This is a genomic window from Myroides sp. TSA_177.3, from assembly GCF_052691955.1.
Map to the genome: position 1 here is coordinate 206,728 of NZ_JBQZGD010000001.1, position 19,978 is coordinate 226,705.

9 protein-coding genes and 2 tRNA genes are annotated in these 19,978 nt (G+C 36.5%); 4 read left to right on the forward strand and 7 right to left on the reverse strand.

Annotated features, from left to right (window positions below):
* The first annotated feature begins 183 nt into the window (after nt 1-183).
* Entirely contained in the window at nt 184-4,629 is a 4,446-nt protein-coding gene (locus tag ACUTSE_RS00880; protein ID WP_445638886.1) for an MBG domain-containing protein, read from the forward strand.
* A gap of 95 nt (nt 4,630-4,724) precedes the next feature.
* Here ACUTSE_RS00880 and ACUTSE_RS00885 read toward each other — a convergent pair whose 3' ends face one another.
* From ACUTSE_RS00885 to ACUTSE_RS00910, 6 genes are all read right to left on the reverse strand, one after another.
* Entirely contained in the window at nt 4,725-6,116 is a 1,392-nt protein-coding gene (locus tag ACUTSE_RS00885; RefSeq protein WP_445638887.1) for a RagB/SusD family nutrient uptake outer membrane protein, read from the reverse strand.
* A gap of 12 nt (nt 6,117-6,128) precedes the next feature.
* The gene (locus ACUTSE_RS00890) at nt 6,129-9,245 is read right to left on the reverse strand and encodes a SusC/RagA family TonB-linked outer membrane protein (RefSeq protein ID WP_445638888.1); all 3,117 of its coding nucleotides are present in this window, start codon (nt 9,243-9,245) and stop codon (nt 6,129-6,131) included.
* Nucleotides 9,246-9,869: 624 nt separating this feature from the next.
* A tRNA-Leu gene (locus tag ACUTSE_RS00895) sits at nt 9,870-9,955 on the reverse strand.
* A 17-nt stretch (nt 9,956-9,972) separates the two neighbouring features.
* Nucleotides 9,973-10,045 (reverse strand) — tRNA-Gly (locus tag ACUTSE_RS00900).
* A 208-nt stretch (nt 10,046-10,253) separates the two neighbouring features.
* Entirely contained in the window at nt 10,254-12,854 is a 2,601-nt protein-coding gene (gene mutS / locus ACUTSE_RS00905; protein WP_445638889.1) for a DNA mismatch repair protein MutS, read from the reverse strand.
* Between the two features lie 78 nt (nt 12,855-12,932).
* Nucleotides 12,933-13,445, reverse strand: a complete 513-nt coding sequence (locus ACUTSE_RS00910) for an FUSC family protein (protein ID WP_445638890.1) — start codon at nt 13,443-13,445, stop codon at nt 12,933-12,935.
* 200 nt (nt 13,446-13,645) lie between these two features.
* On the opposite strand from ACUTSE_RS00910, the gene ACUTSE_RS00915 reads away from it, so the two are divergent.
* The gene (locus tag ACUTSE_RS00915; RefSeq protein WP_445638891.1) at nt 13,646-14,173 is read left to right on the forward strand and encodes an RNA methyltransferase; all 528 of its coding nucleotides are present in this window, start codon (nt 13,646-13,648) and stop codon (nt 14,171-14,173) included.
* Nucleotides 14,174-14,217: 44 nt separating this feature from the next.
* Here ACUTSE_RS00915 and folK read toward each other — a convergent pair whose 3' ends face one another.
* Nucleotides 14,218-15,354 carry a 2-amino-4-hydroxy-6-hydroxymethyldihydropteridine diphosphokinase gene (gene folK, locus ACUTSE_RS00920; RefSeq protein WP_445638892.1) on the reverse strand — a complete coding sequence of 379 codons (1,137 nt, stop codon included), beginning with the start codon at nt 15,352-15,354 and terminating at the stop codon, nt 14,218-14,220.
* A gap of 126 nt (nt 15,355-15,480) precedes the next feature.
* Here folK and sppA point away from each other — a divergent pair, with 126 nt between their 5' ends.
* Both sppA and ACUTSE_RS00930 read left to right on the forward strand, forming a co-directional pair.
* Nucleotides 15,481-17,241: a signal peptide peptidase SppA gene (gene sppA, locus ACUTSE_RS00925; protein ID WP_445638893.1), complete on the forward strand. Its 1,761-nt coding sequence runs from the start codon at nt 15,481-15,483 to the stop codon at nt 17,239-17,241.
* Between the two features lie 90 nt (nt 17,242-17,331).
* A complete protein-coding gene (locus tag ACUTSE_RS00930) occupies nt 17,332-19,974 on the forward strand; it encodes an AsmA family protein (protein WP_445638894.1) in 2,643 nt (880 codons plus the stop codon).
* The last annotated feature ends 4 nt before the right edge of the window (nt 19,975-19,978 follow it).

Here is a 19,978-nt window from a genome sequence, read left to right on the forward strand (position 1 = left end):
TGTAATGTGTAATATTTTTTTGTAAATATTAAAAATAATAGCATATATTTTTATATATTGTTATTTAAAATATTGTTTACTCCATGGCCTATATGAAAGGTTTTGTTAATTAGTTAACTAAATAAATAACCCTTAATATGACGATGTTGTGCTAGTACTGGATGTATAACCAAATGACCTATTATGAATAACATTACTTACCTAAATGTTTTAACTACAAAGGCAAAAAAAAACAACCGATGGCTCCAACAGCTATTTTTGTTTTTAGTCCTTTTAAGTAGTCCCCTTGCTTTTGCTCAATTTCCTTCGCCTTATTGTGAAGTAGATGGATTTGCTGTGGAAGAAATTACCAAAATTGAATTTGATGGGCTAGAAATAACCAATACAAATGATATGAATTTTTTAGTGGATCATACAGCTGAGGTTGCTGAGGTTGTCGCAGGACAAACCTATACCTTAACGGTTCATGGAAATACATATGGAGATGAAAATGATATCTATGCTTTTATTGATTGGAACCACAATGGTTTTTTAGATGATGCTGGCGAAATCTATTATATCGGAAGATTGGAGGATTCTGATGGAGAAGATGGACTCAGTGTTTCATTCGATATTGCTGTACCAACAACAGCTTTAGCAGGTGCAACACGTATACGAATTACTAAAACTTGGATTGCGTTGGGTTTTGAAGTGAATATAGATCCTTGTTGGATTAGTGGATATGATGAGGATTGGGGTAGCAATGATGACTCATTTGGTCAAGCCATTGATTTTACGTTGGATGTAGATTCTGATAATGAAACTCCTGAACCAGGCGTAAGCTGTGAGATTGGAATTAATTTAACGTTCCCTAGTTATGGAGATGTAACTACTTGGAAATTACTCGATGCAGATGGACGCGCTGTTCTCAGTGGTGGTCCTTATGATTCTTGGTCTTATAGAAATTTTGTAATTAATCGTTCATATACTGGTTCAAATCATCCATATTCGCTGCAAATTACAGTGGATGATGAATTTTGGGGTGACTGTGATAATGAGGTAAATTATGCGGTGACAGTTGGAGGTGCTAATGATATTTCAGGAACTGTAACGGCCTGTGAAGAACTCGTATCAGAAACGTTACCAATTGGGCCTTGTCCTACTTGTGGGCCTCCAACAAGATTAACGAAAACGAATATTACGCCTACTGGATTAACATTGAATTGGACTAGTGATGGTGCTCAGTTTGAAATTGAATATGGACCTACTGGTTTTGTACAAGGTAGTGCAAATGGTACAATCATTGAGAATATTACAACAACATCTTATACCTTTACAGATTTAGCAACAACGCAAGCGTATCAGTTTTATGTGCGCAATATTTGCTCGGATGAAGAAAGTGTATGGGCTGGACCGTTATCCTTTGATGATATTCTTATTGCACCTTCCCCTTGGCATGAAGATTTTAGTGGAGGACGAGTTTATCCTTTAGGATGGGCTCCATTGCCTGGGGCAACTTGGAGCTTTACACCAGTAACTACTGATCAAGGGAATAGTATTCATACGAGTTTATATGATTATTCTTTTTTAGGTGGAGTCCTAACGGGGAGTTTTTCAACCATTACTGTTGGACCTATACTATATGGAGATACCTTCTCTTTTAAATATTTACTAACAGACGATTTTGGTGATCCAGCTTACACTGGTTTAGGTCGTTTAACAGTTGAACTATCTACGGATTTCGGTCAAACTTATACCCAAGTAGGAACAATCAATACCAATGGAACAAGTGGATGGCAAACGTTTACGTATGATCTTGAAGATTATGCAGGTATGTATGTAAAAATCAGAGTGAAGGCCAATGTCCTTGAGGTGTTTGCTAATCTTGACGTCGCATTGGATGATTTTGATATTTCAGGAGGTGTGCCATGTGACGAGGTTACGCTTGCAGAAGTTGAAGTGAATGAAGAGGAAACGGTCTTGCATATCGAATCGGAAGGAACAACATTTGAAATTGAATATGGGCCAGCTGGTTTTGTACGTGGAGCTGGAACAACAGTAGACAATGTAACAACGCCTTATACGTTTACGGATTTAATAGCGGATACTGATTATGATGTATATGTACGAGCTTTACCATGTGGAGTTTGGTATGGACCATTGACATTCAGTACATTACCTCCAGATAATCAGGTGATCACAGCAGAAGATGTTACGAAAGTATATGGTGATATACCTTTTATACATGGAGTTTCGGATAGCGGTTTGGCATTAAGTTATGCGGTAGAAGATGAAACAGTAGCTGTAGTTGAGAATGGAAAATTGGTGATAAAAGGAGTAGGAACGACAACTGTTACAGCAAGTCAACCAGGAAATAATGTATACTTACCTGCTGAAGATGTAACTTTTACCTTAACAGTAACGAAAGCCATGCTCACCGTTACAGCAGATAGTAGCCAAGAAAAAAGATATGGTACTGAAGATCCGGTGTTTACTTATACAGCCACTGGATTTAAATATACGGATACTTTAGCTGTTTTTTCGGGTGCCCTTACTAGAGTGGCAGGGGAGGAAATGGGAATGTATGCCATTACACAAGGTACTCTAAGTGGTGGAAGAAACTATGAGATTACGTTTATCAGTGCGGATTTCAAGATTATTTTCGCAGAATTAATTGTAACTGCCAACGAGCAGACAAAAGAATATGGTGAAGCGGATCCGGTGTTTACTTATCAAGTAACAGGGTTGTTAAACAATGATACAGAAGCTAATGTATTAAGAGGAACACTAGGTCGTGTAGCAGGAGAGAATGTAGGTAATTATGCCATCAATCAAGGAACTCTACAAGTGATTGGAGCAAATTATGAATTGACCTTTCAAGCCAGTGAATTGAGTATTACCCCTGCGGCTTTGGTGGTTGTGCCTGATGCAGGTATGCAAAAAGTATATGGACAAGTAGATCCTGTGTTTTCGTATACTGTTACAGGACTAAAATTTAATGATACCGCAGCTACAGCTTTAACGGGGTTACTCGGTAGACAAATAGGAGAAAATGTAGGGGTATATAATTATGCTTTAGGAGGTATGCAAGCTTTGTCTGGGAATTATATCTTGACTGTAGAAGGGCAAGAGAAGTTTAAAATTATACCCGCACCTTTAGAAATCGTCGTGATAGAAAACCAAGCAAAAGGATATGGTGAGGCAGATCCCGTTTTCTTGTTTGATGCCATTGGTTTACAAAGAGGAGACCAGCCTATTCAGGTGACAACAGGACGTTTAACACGTGTTGCAGGGGAAGAAATAGGATTATATGCTATCAACCAAGGTACTTTAGCTGTACGAGCAAACTATGAATTAGTTTCTTTTACAGGTGCTGATTTTGAAATTAAACAAAGCCCAATCAGTGGTATCTCGTTACCAGATCGAATTTTTGTTTATGATGGTCAAGTAAAATCTCTACAAGTGGAAGGAAATGTTGGAGCTGAGGCTGAGATTACTTATATCAACAATAATCAAACCGAAGTTGGAGTATATGAAGTGACAGCGAAAGTAGATTATGGACCTGCCTATGAAGTTCTAACGTTGAATGGAACGCTAAAAATAGTTCAAGCAAATCAAGTAATTGATTTTGAAACAGTAAATACGGTGGTGATTGAAGATACACCAACGTTACAACTAACAGCAACTGCTAGTTCTGGATTACCTGTTTCTTATCATATTAACGACGCAATAGATCAAGAAGTGGCAACGGTAGATGAAAGAGGAATGGTGCGTTTCTTACGCACAGGATTCGTTACAATTACCGCTTCTCAACCTGGAAATGAAAATTACAGCCCAGCGATACCTGTGGCACGAACAATTGAAGTGACCAGTAAAGCAGTGGAGATTGAAAACTTAATTATTGATGGTGTTTCGTATGGAAAACCAGAGAAAGAAGTGTATGTTGTGATTGGTTGTGAAAAAGAACAAGATCAAGTAATTATCGAAGTTCAGGTTGCAGATGGAGTGCAAGTATCACCTTCAACGTATATAACAGTAGTTGTAAAAGAACACGGTACGTACAAACAAGTTATTACCGTGACTTCTCCTCGTGGAACCGAACAAGAAACGTATACTGTGTATATTGAAAAACGCCTCGCTACAACCAATCTTGTATATCAGAAATATAACAATGTCTTATTGGTAAACAACAATAAGAAAACCAATGGAGGGTATGTATTCAAAGGATATGAATGGTTTAAAAATGGAGAACCTATTGGAGATCAACAAGCGTATTCAGCAGGAAATAGCATCAACGATGTATTAGAAGTTGGAGCAGAGTATCATGTAGTCTTGACGTTGTATAATGGTAAAAAGGTGGTGAGTTGTCCAATTTATATTGAACAAAAAGCAGCAGCAGATTGGGGAGTATATCCAAATCCTGTCCAGAAAAATCAAACATTACACGTTCGTTTAGATGAAGATCAACAACAAGCAATGAGTTATGTGATTTACAATGTCAAAGGTCAGGTAATCAAACAAGGAGAGTTTGTAGAAGGTACTACAGATAAACAAATTGAATTATCTTCAACTTTAGCAACGGGATCTTATATTCTTGTACTCAAAGGCAATGGAACACAACAAAGTGTACAATTCATTGTAAAAGAGTAAATAAGCGATGTTCTTCATAAGAAGAAAGATGTAAATACATGAAAAGCCCTAAGTCAAACTTAGGGCTTTTTTTATTGTATCATTTGATATGCGTTTTACTTACGTGCATCTAGTTCTTCTTGTGGAATAGGTAATTGGAAACGTTTGTCTAAAGGTGCAATGGATAATTTGGTGCGGTGATTTCCCGTACGATTAATGCCTCTTAAGAGTCGCTTCGCATCAAACCATTCTACACCACATTCGCCGTATAATTCTTTTCTTCGTTCGAGTAAGATAGCTTCCAATAAATCAGTACCGCTGGCTGTAGTTGCTTGTGCGGCAGTATCTCGATTTTGGCGGATATCATCAAGTAATTTACGTGCGTTGGTTTCATCTCCTAGATGGTAAGCGGCCTCGGCATCAATCAAAATAAGCTCTGGATAACGAAGAATAGGAATGTCCGATTCAAAAGTAAACGTAAATTTAGAAGTTACGTATTCTTGCCAATCACCTGCTGGTTTCTCGTAAAAATTAGAAAACAAGTTACGGACATCTGTAGCGCTAAATTGTTGTACAAAAGCATCATTGATGAATGTGCCATGGTAAGCCACAGCCACATGATCCATCATGGCATGAGGGTGTGAACGATAGTAAACGGTTTGGTCTGCGCTTTGTGGTAAAGCCCATAACCATTCTGCTGCTTGGATAGAAGCAAAGCCCTTGTTATAGTCTTCCGCGCGTAATACTTCAAGAGGATGCCCACCGTAGGCTGCTGCTGCATTTTTCTGCGCCAATTCCCATTTTCCCATGTATTGATATACTTGCGCTAAAAACGCTTGTGCTACGGCTTTATTGATGTAGGATTTATTTTCTCTTTTTTCATCTAAAAGAGTAGTGGCTTCTTCTAAATCCGTTACAATGCGACTGAAAAACTCCTCTTTCGTGGTAAAGGGAGCTGGAGTAGCCGTAGGTTCGGTATAAATTGGAGGGAAATTAGAGTGTTCTGGAGATAGATAAGCATCTCCAAATTCAATAGCGAGCTGAAAATAGTAATAACCTCTAAGTGCTAGTGCTTGTCCGATTAAGGTATTTTTATCTTCTGAACTGATTTTAGTACTCGCTTTAACCCCTTGAATTAAGTTGTTAACTTGATCGATGATTTTATAGGGTAATCTCCATGAAAATACAGCTCGTGTTCCTGTGCTTACATAGACTTGATGATCGTAATCATCGCCAAACCAAATTTGTTTTTGGATTAAATCTGCTCCTTTTACGCTTCGGGCAAATAAAATGCTATGAAGGCCTGAGGCTTCGTCGTTAATCATTGACATCCTTTGTAATCTCAAAATACCCGATAGAAAAGAGGTTGCTCCTTCTTTACTCCCAAAAACAATGTCGGGAGAAATGCTATCTTTAGGTTGAGGTTCATCTAAGAAATCAGAGGAACAACCCAGAAGACTACTAGATAGTATGATTAAAATAATTGCTTTTATAATTGATTGTATCATGTGTTTGCGCTTTTAAAAATTAATATTTAATCCAACCGAAACAGTAGCAGATAAAGGAACGCGATAATTCGTCACGCCATTAATTGCTTGTTCGGGATCAATTCCTTGATGTGATTGGAAGGTCAATAAATTTTCTCCTTGTATATATACTCTCGCTTGTTTGAGTTTTATTTTACTTAAACGATCAACAGGAAGTGAATATCCTATTGTTAAGGCTTTCAGACGGAGATAATCATTTTTGTATAAAAATCGTGTTGAAGTAGCAGCAAAATTATTAGAAGCATTCAAGATGATTGGCGTGTCTGTAATATCCCCTGGTTTTTGCCAGCGATTTTCCAAATCTGGTGAACTTTGATATCCTTTAGAAATTCCCCCCATTAAGCTAGCATAATCATTGTCGTAAATATAACCACCTAAACTAAAATTGAAAAAAGCACTAAAGTCAAAGCTTTTATAAGACAAACTTGTATTGAAACCTCCCACAACTTTAGGCAGAGCTGATTGTTTGTAATAACGAGTCGCTTCATCATAGTCTTTTGTTGTTTCTCGTCCCGTTACTTGTCCCTGAGCGTCTAATACATCTTTATACCACATTCCATATCCGTCATTTGGATCTACACCTGCCCATTCTCTAAGGTAAAAATCATAAAGTGAACGACCTTCTTCCCAACGGTTTAGACCACTAATGAAACTATCTTGCGTCAACGATTTAATTTTATTTCTGTCGATAGAAAAGTTTAGTGATGTATCCCATTTCCAATCCTTTGTGCGGAGAAGGTGAGTGGTTAAACTCACTTCTAATCCGTAGTTTTCAATAGTCCCTGCATTCGATAATAACTCAAGATTTCCTGTTGAAGGTGCTTGTGGAATCGCAAATAGCAAATCAATAGAGCGCTTTTTGTAATAATCCACAGAACCTTCAAGGCGGTTGTTAAACAAACTGAAATCAAGCCCAACGCTGAAAGAAGCAGTTTTCTCCCAAGTTAAATAAGGATCAGTTAAGTCTCCCAATACAACACCAGGATTGTCTAATTGATTATATCCCGTTTCAAATAATCTCAAATAAGGGAAATATTTATCCTTTAGGTTGTTGTTTCCTAATTCTCCATAGGAAACCCTTAGTTTAAGTAAGTCGATATACGAAAGATTGGCTAGGAAATCTTCAGAAGAAACAATCCAGGAACCCCCAATAGAATAAAAGTTTCCTGCCCTTACTGATTTGTCGAAACGCGTACTTGAATCACGTCTAAAAGAACCTTCTATAAAATACGCATTGTTGTAATCATAACTAATGCGACCTAAATAGCTCGTTAAACGATCTTCTACCTCGTATCCTTCAATGCTTTCTAAAGCTGTACCACTGCCAATTTCAGTATTTCCAGGGAGATATCCTGTAGAAGAAGCATGAAACAGATCTTGTTTAAAACGATAGGCTTCAACAATCCCATCGGCTGCAAAATGGTGATCACCTATAACTTTGTCATAGTGTAACGCATTGATAAAGTTAATCGTTTCAGAAGTGTCCTTTGATTTTTGAACACGCCCTTGCACGCTAGAGGCTTGTCCATATTGTGCATTGTTGTATTCTTTTACGTTGTAATCGTATTTTTCATAAGATAAGTTGGATTTGAAATAAAGCCCTTCAGTCAAATCAACTTTAGCAAAACCATTCCAACTGAGTGAAGAACGACGGTTGATGGTGCTATTATTAAATAAGATACCTACCGCATTTTCACCACTCATAATCGGACGAACACTATTAACGTCTTTGCTTGAGGCATTGCCGTAGTCGTAAATTTTCCCTCCAGTTGGATCGTAAACTAGTTGCCCTTTGGCATCTCTTTTATACACAGGGAATACACTTGGCATAGCGTAAATCCAATTCATCGGACTATACAAGTTGGTACCACTTTGAGTAGGGAAGTTTTGATTGGAACTAGCATACGCTGTATTGGCTCCTACTTGCAACCAATCTGTAATCTGACTTTCTAGATTTAAACGAACTGTTGTACGTTCAAAATTAGAAGTCTTAATCATTCCATCTTGGTTGAGGTAGTTGGCAGATAAGAAATAGGTGGTTCGATCACTCCCTCCGGCAATATTGAAGTTATATTCATTTCGGAATGCTTGATTTCGCTGTAGTTCTTTTTTCCAATCCGTTTCCCATAACAGCGGGTCCTTAACCGTCCAGTTACCATTATAATCAACAGGTTGATTGGTTCCAAAAGGATTATAACCAAAATAACTAACTAATCCATCAGAGGCATTTTTTCGTGCAGTGGCTTCTTCTTGCCCTAATACATAGTGATAGTTATTTTTTCTTCCTTCCCAAAGATAGGTGGTGTATCCTTCGGTATCCAATACGTTATGTGTGCGTACAGCATCAAAGGCAACCCCAGAGCTCAATTTGACTTGTACCTCAGGTTCGCTGTTGCGCTTTCCCATTTTTGTTTTAATTAAAATAACCCCATTAGAACCTCTAGAACCATATAGGGCTGTAGAGGAGGCATCTTTTAATATATTGATGGCCTCAATCTGATCCGCACTTATCGAATTGAGGTTTCCCGAATAGGGAGCCCCGTCTAAGATAATTAGCGGATCTGCTGAGGCGTTAATAGAACCTATTCCACGTACTCGTATGGTTGGGCTCTCACCTGGCTGAGAACTTGAATTGATGATGTTTACTCCAGCTACTGTTCCTTGAAGTGCGGTTACCACAGAAGTAGCTACTTGTTTGTCTAGAACATCACTTTTGATTTGGCTAATGGCACCTACTACGGCTTTTTGTTTTTGTGTACCATACGCTACAATAACAACATCATCTAGATGAACCGCATCTTCGAGTAGGACAACATCAATAACATTTTGTTTGTTTACTGGGATGGATTGAGCTTTAAATCCTATATAATCGAAGTACAATATATCTCCTTCATTGACACTGAGACTATATCGTCCATTTAAATCTGTTTGTACCCCATGTGTGGTGTTTGATATAATAACCGAGACACCAGGTAGTGAATCCCCATTTGACTCACGTACCACACCTGTTACCGTTATTTGTTGGGCTACCGCTATATTGCATAGCAATAGCAAGCTACTTAGGAGTAGCCGAAGTTGAATACTTTTCATTTTTACTAAAAATTTGATTATTTTTAGCAGCATATCATGGACTATCGTTTTTTGCTGCTTAAAAAACGATACAAAAAAAAGGAGGCTCTACCAAAGCCTCCTTTTCTGTTTTGTAGAACAAAAAATAATAAAGCTTTGCTTTCGTTAAGACATACACATAGTTTCCATGTTCATAGCAAAAGGAGACCATAGGAGTTGCATGTTGTGTAGTGTCGAAAAAGCGTTTATTATTTTCTGCATGTTATTTAATTTTTTATGAGGAACAACAGTGCAAAGGTATATGTTGGTTTTTTTATCTGCAAAAAATAATAAAATAAGGGTAAATTAACTGTAAATTGTATTTTTTAAAGATAAAATATGTTTTTAAAAAAGACGAAAGGTATTGAAAAAGAAAAAATAACTAAAAAAATGGTTTTATCTCTAGTAGTACTTTACTCGTTACGTCTCCTTTTGAATGGTTTTTAGTCAATAAAGATCGAAGAAAAGAGAATTTGTTTTACGATGTTAGTATAGAGGAAATTGAAATTCGCTTTTATTCTTTGTTTTTGTTTATCTCTGATAGCGCTCTTAAAAATGAAACAAGCTAAAATAAAAAAAGTCCCAAGCGTTAACTTGGGACTTTTGTACTCGAGGCGGGACTTGAACCCGCACGAACATTACTGTTCACTGGATTTTAAGTCCAGCGTGTCTACCACTTCCACCACTCGAGCGTGATAAAAAACTCTCGAGCGAAAAACGGGGTTCGAACCCGCGACCTCAACCTTGGCAAGGTTGCGCTCTACCAACTGAGCTATTTTCGCAAGCGTTTATATGATCGTGCATTATTTCTGTAATGCGAGTGCAAATGTAGAACATTTTTTTACTTGTGCAAATACGCAAATACAATATTTTTTTCTATTTTTTTTAAGCATTTGGCAGTCAGTGGATAATCAGCTAAATTATTTTTAAAAAAAATCGACTTACCCAAGGGAGTAAGTCGAATATCTAGTTTTTTGTGTTATTCTTTACTTATTGAATCATCTTTTTGAGCTCATGTAATTTCATCAAAGCCTCTACTGGCGTTAAGGTATTGATGTCAATGATGGATAATTCATCTTTCAAACTACTGAGTAAAGGATCATCAATATTGAAAATACTCAATTGTAAATCTTGTTCTACTGGTTTCAATTGTACATCTCCATCCTTGTGATGAGTCTTTTCTAATTGTTTCAGCATTTTTTGTGCGCGATTAACAACAATCTGAGGCATACCTGCCATCTTGGCTACGTGAATACCAAAACTATGAGCACTTCCGCCTGGAATCAGTTTTCGAATAAACAAAACATTGTCTTTGAGTTCTTTAACGGAAACGTTGTAGTTTTTGACTCCCTCAAAATGCTCTTGCATATCATTTAATTCGTGATAGTGCGTAGCAAATAAAGTTTTCGGTTTAGAAGGATGTTGATGTAAAAATTCAGCAATTGCCCAAGCGATGGAAATACCATCATAGGTACTCGTTCCACGGCCAATTTCATCCAGTAAGACTAAACTGCGATCGGAAATATTATTCAAAATAGAAGCCGTTTCGTTCATTTCTACCATAAAGGTAGATTCTCCCATCGAAATATTATCAGAAGCCCCAACACGAGTGAATATTTTATCTACAACTCCCATGCGAACAGCTGCTGCAGGTACAAAACACCCCATTTGAGCCAACAGTACAATTAAAGCCGTTTGGCGTAAAATAGCAGATTTTCCCGACATATTAGGTCCGGTAATCATGATGATTTGTTGGGTAGAATTATTTAAAAATACATCGTTGGTTATATAAGGCTTATCAAAAGGCAATTGTTTTTCGATTACAGGATGACGGCCATCTTTAATTTCTAAGTCATAGCTATCATCGAGTACTGGACGTACATAATTGTTTTCTAAAGCCAATTGAGCAAACGAAGACAAACAGTCTAGTTGAGCTACTAAATGCGCATTTAATTGTACCGGTTGGATGTATTGCCCACACCATTGAACAAACTCATCGTAAATCTGACCTTCAAGCTGACTGATTTTTTCTTCAGCCCCTAAGATTTTATTTTCGTACGCTTTTAATTCTTCCGTAATGTAGCGTTCCGCATTGACTAGGGTTTGTTTGCGAATCCATTCGGCAGGTACTTTATCTTTGTGTGTGTTGCGTACTTCGATGTAATATCCAAATACATTATTGAAAGCTATTTTTAACGAAGGAATACCAGTATTTTGGCTCTCTCTTTGCTCCATTTCATCGAGGTAGCTTTTACCTGTAGATGAAATATTGCGCAACTCATCCAATTCCTCATTAATGCCAAAAGCAATGGCATTTCCTTTGTTAATGGCTACAGGAGCATCCGGATGAATCGTTTGAGCAATGCGCTCTCGTAATAAGCCACAATCATGTAGTTGATCTCCAATAATTTTCAAGGAATCATTTTTGCTTTTTAAGGCTTGTTCTTTTAAAGGGATAATAGCATCCAAGGACTCTTTTAAGAATAAAAGTTCTCGAGGGGATACTTTCCCAGTTGCAATTTTAGAGGTTAACCGCTCTAAATCGGATATTTTTTTAATCTGCCCTTGAAAAAAGGCAAGTGTATCTTGTTTCTGTGTCAATAACTCCACAATTTCATGGCGTTCTACTATGCTTTTCTTCTTTTTTAAAGGAAGAGCCAGCCAGCGTTTGAGTAGCCTTCCTCCCATAGGAGATAACGTTTTGTCAATGACATCCAATAGGGTTATGGCATTGAAATTACTGCTTTGGTAAAGCTCTAGATTTCGAATAGTAAAGCGATCCATCCACACATAAGCATCTTCTGCTATGCGCTGAATGTTTGAAATATGTTTGATACGCGTGTGTTGGGTCTCTGAAAGATAATGTAACACAGCACCACACGCAATAATACCATCGGTCAAATCTTCAATACCAAATCCTTTTAATGAATTGGTTTGGAAGTGTTTGGTTAAGGATTCAAAAGCAAAGTCTTCTTTGAAAACCCAATCATCTAAAAAGAAGAGATTATAGGCTGATCCAAATTCCTGTTGAAAGGTAACTTTGTTGCTTTTTTGCACTAGAATCTCACTTGGATTGAAGTTTTGTAAAAGCTTATCCATGTATTCTGCATCTCCTTCTGAGGTGAAAAACTCTCCTGTTGATACATCCAAAAAAGCAATACCCAAGGCTTTTTTGGTAAAGTGAATCGCACACAAAAAGTTGTTGGATTTGGATTGTAATACTTCATCATTCAAGGCAACACCTGGGGTTACCAATTCCGTAACTCCTCTCTTTACAATTGTTTTTGTCATTTTAGGATCTTCAAGCTGATCGCATATGGCAACGCGAAGTCCTGCTTTGACTAATTTGGGTAAATAAACATTAATAGAGTGATGAGGAAATCCCGCCAACTCCGTTTCACTAGAAGATCCAGCGCCACGTTTGGTTAAGGTAATGCCTAAAATTTGAGCCGTACGAATAGCATCTTCTCCAAAAGTTTCATAAAAATCTCCTACGCGAAACAACAAACAAGCATCGGGATATTTAGCCTTTATTTCGTTGTATTGTTTCATTAACGGAGTTTCTTTTGTCGCTTTTTCTTTCGCAGCCATATTTTGTGTTTTTAGGTATTTAGACGAAGTTACAAATATACAGTAAGATTAGCGAGATAGCTAAAAGAGAAAGATTTTTTACGATAAAGGAAGGTCGTAATATCGCTTTAATCGACGGATTGGCATGGAAGTTAAAATGACAACCATTAAACCAATTAAACAGCCAATGGTTACAGCTAAGAAACGCATTAAGGGTGTCATTTCTGTCAATCCACTACTCGGTTGAACTAGAATAATAACCAAAGCGACAAGGGCTACACGAGCCATGTTTAGAATTTTGAAAAAGTAGCAAATTAGAATTGTCAAGACAATACCAAAAAGAATGACGTACAAATTAGGGGTGTGAATTTCCAAACAAATTAAACCCACAACTGAACCAACCAAATTGGATTTAAAGCGCTCAATAGAGAGCTTTTTTGAATTTTGTCCCTCTGGTGAAATGACTAAAATAATCGAAATAATCGTCCACAAGGTTTCGTGATCCTCAAAGTGAATATAAAGATAATAGCCTATGCAGAAACCAAGAAGACAACGAACAGTGTAGATGAGAACGGCAGAGGTAATTACTTTTTTGATTAATTCGTGAAACATATTCAAATTTTAGCCTACAAAAATATTGAACTTCAAAAGGTTTAACAATTAAACGATATGAAAGATTAGTTAAAAATATAGACTTATTTACATCAATTAGAGAGAAGTAATTAAGGAAAGCCTGTTTTTAATTTTCATGGATTAAATATTGGTCTAGTATTAGTATAATCAATATTTTTGCAGAAATATAGTCCATTATTATGCGAAAATTAGCCAATAGCGAATTAGATAGAAAGAGTGTTGACGAGTTTAAAACATCAGACAAAACACCGATTATTGTTGTATTAGATGATGTAAGAAGTTTACATAACATCGGATCTGTTTTCAGAACGTGTGATGCTTTTTTGGTAGAGAAAGTATATTTATGTGGAATAACAGCAACACCACCCAATAAAGAAATACACAAAACAGCACTAGGAGCAACAGAAACTGTCGCTTGGGAATATGTCAAGGATGTTGTTGAGGTTGTAGAGCGATTGAAGGCAGAAGGAGTTTCCGTTCAAGCCATTGAACAAGTAGAAAATAGCGTGATGTTGAACGATTTCCAAATCGAAGACAAACAAAAATATGCGTTAGTATTCGGAAATGAAGTAAAAGGTGTTTCTCAAGGGGTAGTAGATTTGAGTGATGGTGTAATTGAAATACCACAAATCGGAACAAAGCATTCCTTGAATATAGCAGTAAGTACCGGAATTGTCATTTGGGATTTATTTCAGCAAATGCGATAAAAATATAAAAGCTCCAATAACCTTGTGTTGATTGGAGCTTTTTTTTAGGATGTCAATTTGTTTTCAATCTGATCTAAGATTTGGATATAATCTGCTTGATTGGCTACAAAATCTAAATCAGATATATCAATGACTAATACTTTTTCTGCTGGTAGGGTTTTCATGAAATTGAAATAACCTTGAGTAACTTTATCTAAATATTGTCCTGAAATATCATTTTCATAGGAACGTCCTCTCTTGTGAATATTCTCTAATAAACGATCAGTATTCTGATAAAGAAAAACATAAAGGTCTGGTTTCGGTGTTTCTTTATACATGATATCAAACACTTGTTGATACAAGCGGAATTCATCTTCCTCTAAGGTGATTTGAGCAAAAATCAAGGATTTAAAAATATAATAATCCGCAATGATAAATTCTTTAAACAAATCAAATTGAGCTAAATCATCCGAAAGTTGAGCATAGCGATCCGCTAAGAAAGACATTTCTAAAGGAAAAGCATAACGCTTGGCATCTTCATAAAATTTAGGAAGAAAAGGATTGTCAGCAAAACCTTCAAAAATACTCTTGGCGTTAAAATCTTCCGCAATGCGATGTGTCAACGTTGTTTTGCCGGCTCCAATATTTCCTTCAATGGCTACGAAATTTAATTTGCGTAGGGGATGATTTTGCAAAGGAGTTGATAGTATATCTACTTTTTTGAATGTCGTTTGATCGGTACAATCTTGTACTAATTGTTGGCAGTTCTTTTTGAATATAGGGTGAACCCAGTCTAATTGCAAATCAGCCATGGGTTGTAATACAAAAAGACGCTCTTGCATCAACGGATGAGGAACCACTAAATTGGGTTCTTGGATAATCGCATCGTTGAAAGCAATAATATCAATATCAATAATTCGCGCTGCATAACCCACCTGTTGATGACGAATGCGGCCTAACTTTTTTTCTGTTTCTAAGATTTTAGCAATAGCAGTTTGTGCATCTAAAAGGGTATGAAGAACTAGGGCACAGTTAAAAAATGGCTCACTTTCAAACCCCCATGCAGGAAATTCGTAAATAGGAGATACAGTAATAACAGTTCCTATTTCGTTATTTATCAGGTCTATAGCTTTATTAAGGTTTGCTTTTTTGTCGCCTTGATTGGTTCCAAGGGATAAAACCAGCGTATTTTGCGTATTCATGGGACAAAAGTAAGTAAAAGAAATTTTAATTAATGCTAACTTTGTAGGAGATATTGAATGAAAATAAAATACTTATTTTGTAACATTTGTTCGATAGCGTATACTAATCCAGTAAAATAGAATACTATGAAGTTTTTAAGAAATTTATTAGCAACATTACTAGGACTGTTCATCTTTTTCGGTTTGTTGTTTTTTGGTTTAATTGTCTTTGCTGCCGTAGCCGGAAGCTCAGATAAAGTAATCGTGAAGAATAATTCCGTTCTTACCTTAGATTTATCAACCGTTCAATATGATTACGGTGGAAAGTTTAGTTATAAAGATTTCAACTTTAGCGACGAAAGTAAAGATGGTGTTTCGAATGTATTGATGGCAATAGAACAAGCAAAAGAAGATGATCGCATCAAAGGAATTTCATTGCTCAATAATGTTTCTTCTTTAGGATTTGTACAACGTAGAGAAATTAGAGAAAAATTACAAGACTTTAAACAAAGTGGAAAATTTGTAGTGTCTTATGCTGATACGTTTTCACAAGGAGAATATTACCTGAGTTCTGTTGCAGATACGGTATACGTAAACCCAGTAGGAGGGGTTGATTTCCGTGGATTATCAACAGAAATCTTATATCTAAAAGGATTGCAAGATCAAACGGGGGTTCACATGGAAGTGATTCGCCACGGAAAATATAAAAGTGCGGTTGAACCTTATTTAGAAAAACAAATGAGTGAGGCCAACAGAGAACAAATTACGGTTTTCTTGAATTCTATTTGGGGAACTTTGGTAAACGATATTTCGAAAAGTAGAAATATTTCTGTAGATAGTTTAAATGCTATTGCAACGAACTTAGCTGCTCGTACACCAGAAAGAGCATTGCAAGTAAAATTGGTGGATAAAGTTGCGTATGAAGATGAATATCACGCAGGAATTAAAAAAGCATTGGACCTTGCACAAGATAAGGAATACAACAAAATAGATGTATTAGAATATATCAAAGCAGGTGCACCAAGCACGAAAAAAGCAACGACAGATCAAATAGCTGTAATCTATGCGCAAGGACAAATCTTGAATGGGGAGGGGAATGTGAGCTTTATTGGAGAAGGATCTGTGAATAGAGCATTGAGAAAAGCACGTCAGAATGACAAAGTTAAAGCAATTGTATTACGTGTTAATAGCCCAGGAGGAAGTGCTTTAACATCAGAGTTAATTTGGAGAGAAATCGAATTGACGAAAAAAGTAAAACCTGTAATTGTATCTATGGGAGATTTAGCGGCTTCAGGTGGATATTATATTTCTTGTGGTGCTGATCGTATTTTTGCTGATCCAGCAACGATTACGGGATCGATTGGAGTATTTGGTATGTTGCCAAACTTTAGCACTTTAGCAACCAAATATGGTGTGAATGCAGAACAAGTAAAAACACATCAAAATGCAGCTTCTTATAGCCCATTCAGAAAAGTAGACGAATCGTTTAAAACGGAAGTCACAGAAAGCATCGAATTTATTTATGAGACTTTCGTAAATCGCGTAGCAGCTGGTCGTGGAATGACATTTGAAAAAGTAGATGAAATTGCACAAGGACGCGTTTGGACAGGTGTAGATGCTTTGGAAAAAGGATTAGTGGATGAACTAGGAGGATTAGATGCCGCAATTGCTTATGCAGCAAGTAAAGTAGAAATCGAAGATTACAACGTTGTTAGTTATCCAGAATATGAATTAAAATTCAATGATTTATTGCGCAACTTCTTAGGTGCATCAATCATGCAAACGCAAGATGAATTGTTGAAAGAAAAAATCGGACAAGAGAATTTTGAAATGATGGAGCGATTAAATTACTTTAATTCACTAAAAGGAGCACAGGCAATCATGCCTTTCGAAATTAAGATTCAATAGGTTAAGATTTACCTAATATAGGGAAAGAGTCAACTCATATCATTTGAGTTGACTCTTTTTTTTGTTATTTTGTATGAAAATTAAATGACTATGAAGAAAAAAGTTGGATTATGGATTGGTGGAGTTGTACTGGGGATTTTCCTCTTGCTACTTGCTGCTCCATTTTTATTTAAAGGAAAAATTCAAGATTTAGTGCTCAAAACAATCAATGATAACCTAACTGCAACGGTGTCTTTTGATAAAGTAAATTTGAGCTTATTAAAGAATTTCCCGAAAGCAACCGTAACGATTGATGGGCTGACGATTGTCAATACAGCGCCTTTTCAAGGGGATACATTATTGCAGGCACAAACCATCGGATTGCAGATGTCTGTCATGGAATTATTCAATGGAGCAGATAAGCCGATGAACATCGAAGAAATATTATTAAAAGATGCAGCAATCCATGTTTTAGTGAATGAACAAGGCATTGCCAACTACGACATTGCATTGAAAGATGAAGAGGATAAAGAAGAGGAGGAGGATAAAGAAGATAAACCATTCTCTTTGGCTCTGCAACATTATCAAATTGAAAATACGAAGATTACCTACACGGATTTAAGTTCAAAAATGCAGTTTGTTATTGACGAGTTTAATCATGAAGGGAAAGGAAATTTAACTGCTAATGTTTTAGATTTAGATACAAAATCAAAGGCAAAGGTCTCTTTTGTGATGGACGGAACTGCTTTCTTGAATCAAGTACAGCTGTCTTTGGATGCTATGATTGGTATGGATATGGATCAACAGATTTACACCTTCAAAGAAAATAAAGCATTGATTAATCAATTGCCTTTGCAATTTGATGGGAAAGTTCAACTGTTAGAAGAAGGACAGGCTTTTGACTTATCTTTCGCTACACCAGATTCAGACTTTAAAAACTTTTTAGGATTAATTCCCGAAGCGTATGCAGGAGGACTGAAAGGGGTAACAACAACAGGTGAATTTAAAGTAGCAGGGCAAGTGAAAGGAAATTTAACGGAAACGACTATTCCTACATTAGCGATTGAAATGGCTGCGAATAAAGCTTCATTCAAGTACCCTGATTTGCCAAAAGCAGTAGAGCAAATTGTACTGGATATGCAAATCATGAATAAGACAGGGCTAATGAAAGATACCTATGTTGATTTGAATAAGCTATCGTTTAAAATTGATCAAGATGTATTCAATGCAAGTGCGAATATTAAAAATATCACAGAGAACCCTATCGTAGATGCTAAGTTGAACGGAATAATCAATTTAGCCAATGTGACAAAAGCTTATCCAATACAAATGGACGTTCCTTTAACGGGAATTTTAAAAGCTAATGTAACAACGAATTTTGATATGAATTCTGTAGAGAAGAGTCAGTATCAAAATATTAAAAACGCAGGGGATATTAGTTTGACGAATTTCCACTTTGCATCGGATGCCATGGCCAAGCCATTGGATATCAAAGAGGCAGCGATTACATTTAATCCGAATTTTGTAAGCTTGAATAAATTTGTTTTAGTTACAGGACAAACGGACGTAGCAGCAGATGGACGTTTGGATAATTTATATGGATTCTTATTCAATAAACAAACGTTGAAAGGAAATTTCAATGTTCGCTCAACAAACTTTATTCTAGCGGATTTATTAAAAGAGGATACAGCTCCTACAACAGAGAAAGCAAAAGAAGAGCAAGTACCTGCGGCAAAGACGGCAGAATCGTTAAAAATTCCTGCTTTCTTGGATTGTACCTTAAATGCAGATGCTAAAACCGTGGTGTATGATAATCTTACGTTGAAAAATGTAAAAGGTCGCCTGATTGTAAAGGATGAGACAGCGCGTTTAGAAAATATGACAACGGATATCTTCGGAGGGAAATTGTTATTTGCCGGGGATGTATCAACCAAGGGGACACAACCTAAGTTTGCTATGGATTTAGGACTGAAAACACTCGATATTAAAGAAACATTTACTCAATTTGAGTTTTTGAAAAAGATTGCACCTATTGCGGGAATTATCGCAGGAAATATTAATGCGAACATCAAATTAGATGGACAATTGGCAAGCAGTGATTTTTCTCCTATTATGAATACACTTTCTGGAGATCTTACAGGTGATATCTTGAATTCACAAGTCAATGTAGCAAATTCAAAGTTGTTGTCTTCTTTAGATTCAGCAGTGAAATTTGTTGATTTAAGTAAACTCGATTTGAACAATAAGCGTATTCACCTGAAGTTTAAAGACGGAAAAGTACAGGTTTCTCCTTTTGATTTGAAAGTCAAAGACATGAATGTTCAAGTTTCTGGAGAACACGGTTTTGATCAACAAATGAATTATACGTTAGATTTCAAAGTACCTGCTAAAATGCTTGGTTCTGATGTAGCTAATTTATTGACTAAATTAAGCCCACAAGAAAGTGCGAAATATGATGCGATTCCTGTAAAAGTAGGATTGACAGGTGATTTTAGTGCACCGAAGGTAGGAACGAATATGAATGAAGTCGTAACAAACCTAACCAAACAAATAGCAGAAGATCAGGCAAACAAATACCTGGATAAAGGAAAAGATGCATTAAAAGATCTCTTGACTGGTGGAAATAAGGACAAAGACAATGCTACTGGAGAAACTACTCCTGAAAGTGAGAAAAAGAAAAAAGAAGCCGAAGAAACGGTAGAGAAAATAGGAAAAGGATTGAAAGATCTTTTTGGTAAAAAGAAAAGTGAATAACATA

What these genes read in the sequence shown, in the direction of transcription:
- ACUTSE_RS00880 (WP_445638886.1), top strand. Translation starts at nt 184, where the DNA reads ATGAATAACATTACTTACCTAAATGTTTTAACTACAAAGGCAAAAAAA.
- ACUTSE_RS00885 (WP_445638887.1), bottom strand. Translation starts at nt 6,116, where the DNA reads ATGATACAATCAATTATAAAAGCAATTATTTTAATCATACTATCTAGT.
- ACUTSE_RS00890 (WP_445638888.1), bottom strand. Translation starts at nt 9,245, where the DNA reads ATGAAAAGTATTCAACTTCGGCTACTCCTAAGTAGCTTGCTATTGCTA.
- mutS (WP_445638889.1), bottom strand. Translation starts at nt 12,854, where the DNA reads ATGGCTGCGAAAGAAAAAGCGACAAAAGAAACTCCGTTAATGAAACAA.
- ACUTSE_RS00910 (WP_445638890.1), bottom strand. Translation starts at nt 13,445, where the DNA reads ATGTTTCACGAATTAATCAAAAAAGTAATTACCTCTGCCGTTCTCATC.
- ACUTSE_RS00915 (WP_445638891.1), top strand. Translation starts at nt 13,646, where the DNA reads ATGCGAAAATTAGCCAATAGCGAATTAGATAGAAAGAGTGTTGACGAG.
- folK (WP_445638892.1), bottom strand. Translation starts at nt 15,354, where the DNA reads ATGAATACGCAAAATACGCTGGTTTTATCCCTTGGAACCAATCAAGGC.
- sppA (WP_445638893.1), top strand. Translation starts at nt 15,481, where the DNA reads ATGAAGTTTTTAAGAAATTTATTAGCAACATTACTAGGACTGTTCATC.
- ACUTSE_RS00930 (WP_445638894.1), top strand. Translation starts at nt 17,332, where the DNA reads ATGAAGAAAAAAGTTGGATTATGGATTGGTGGAGTTGTACTGGGGATT.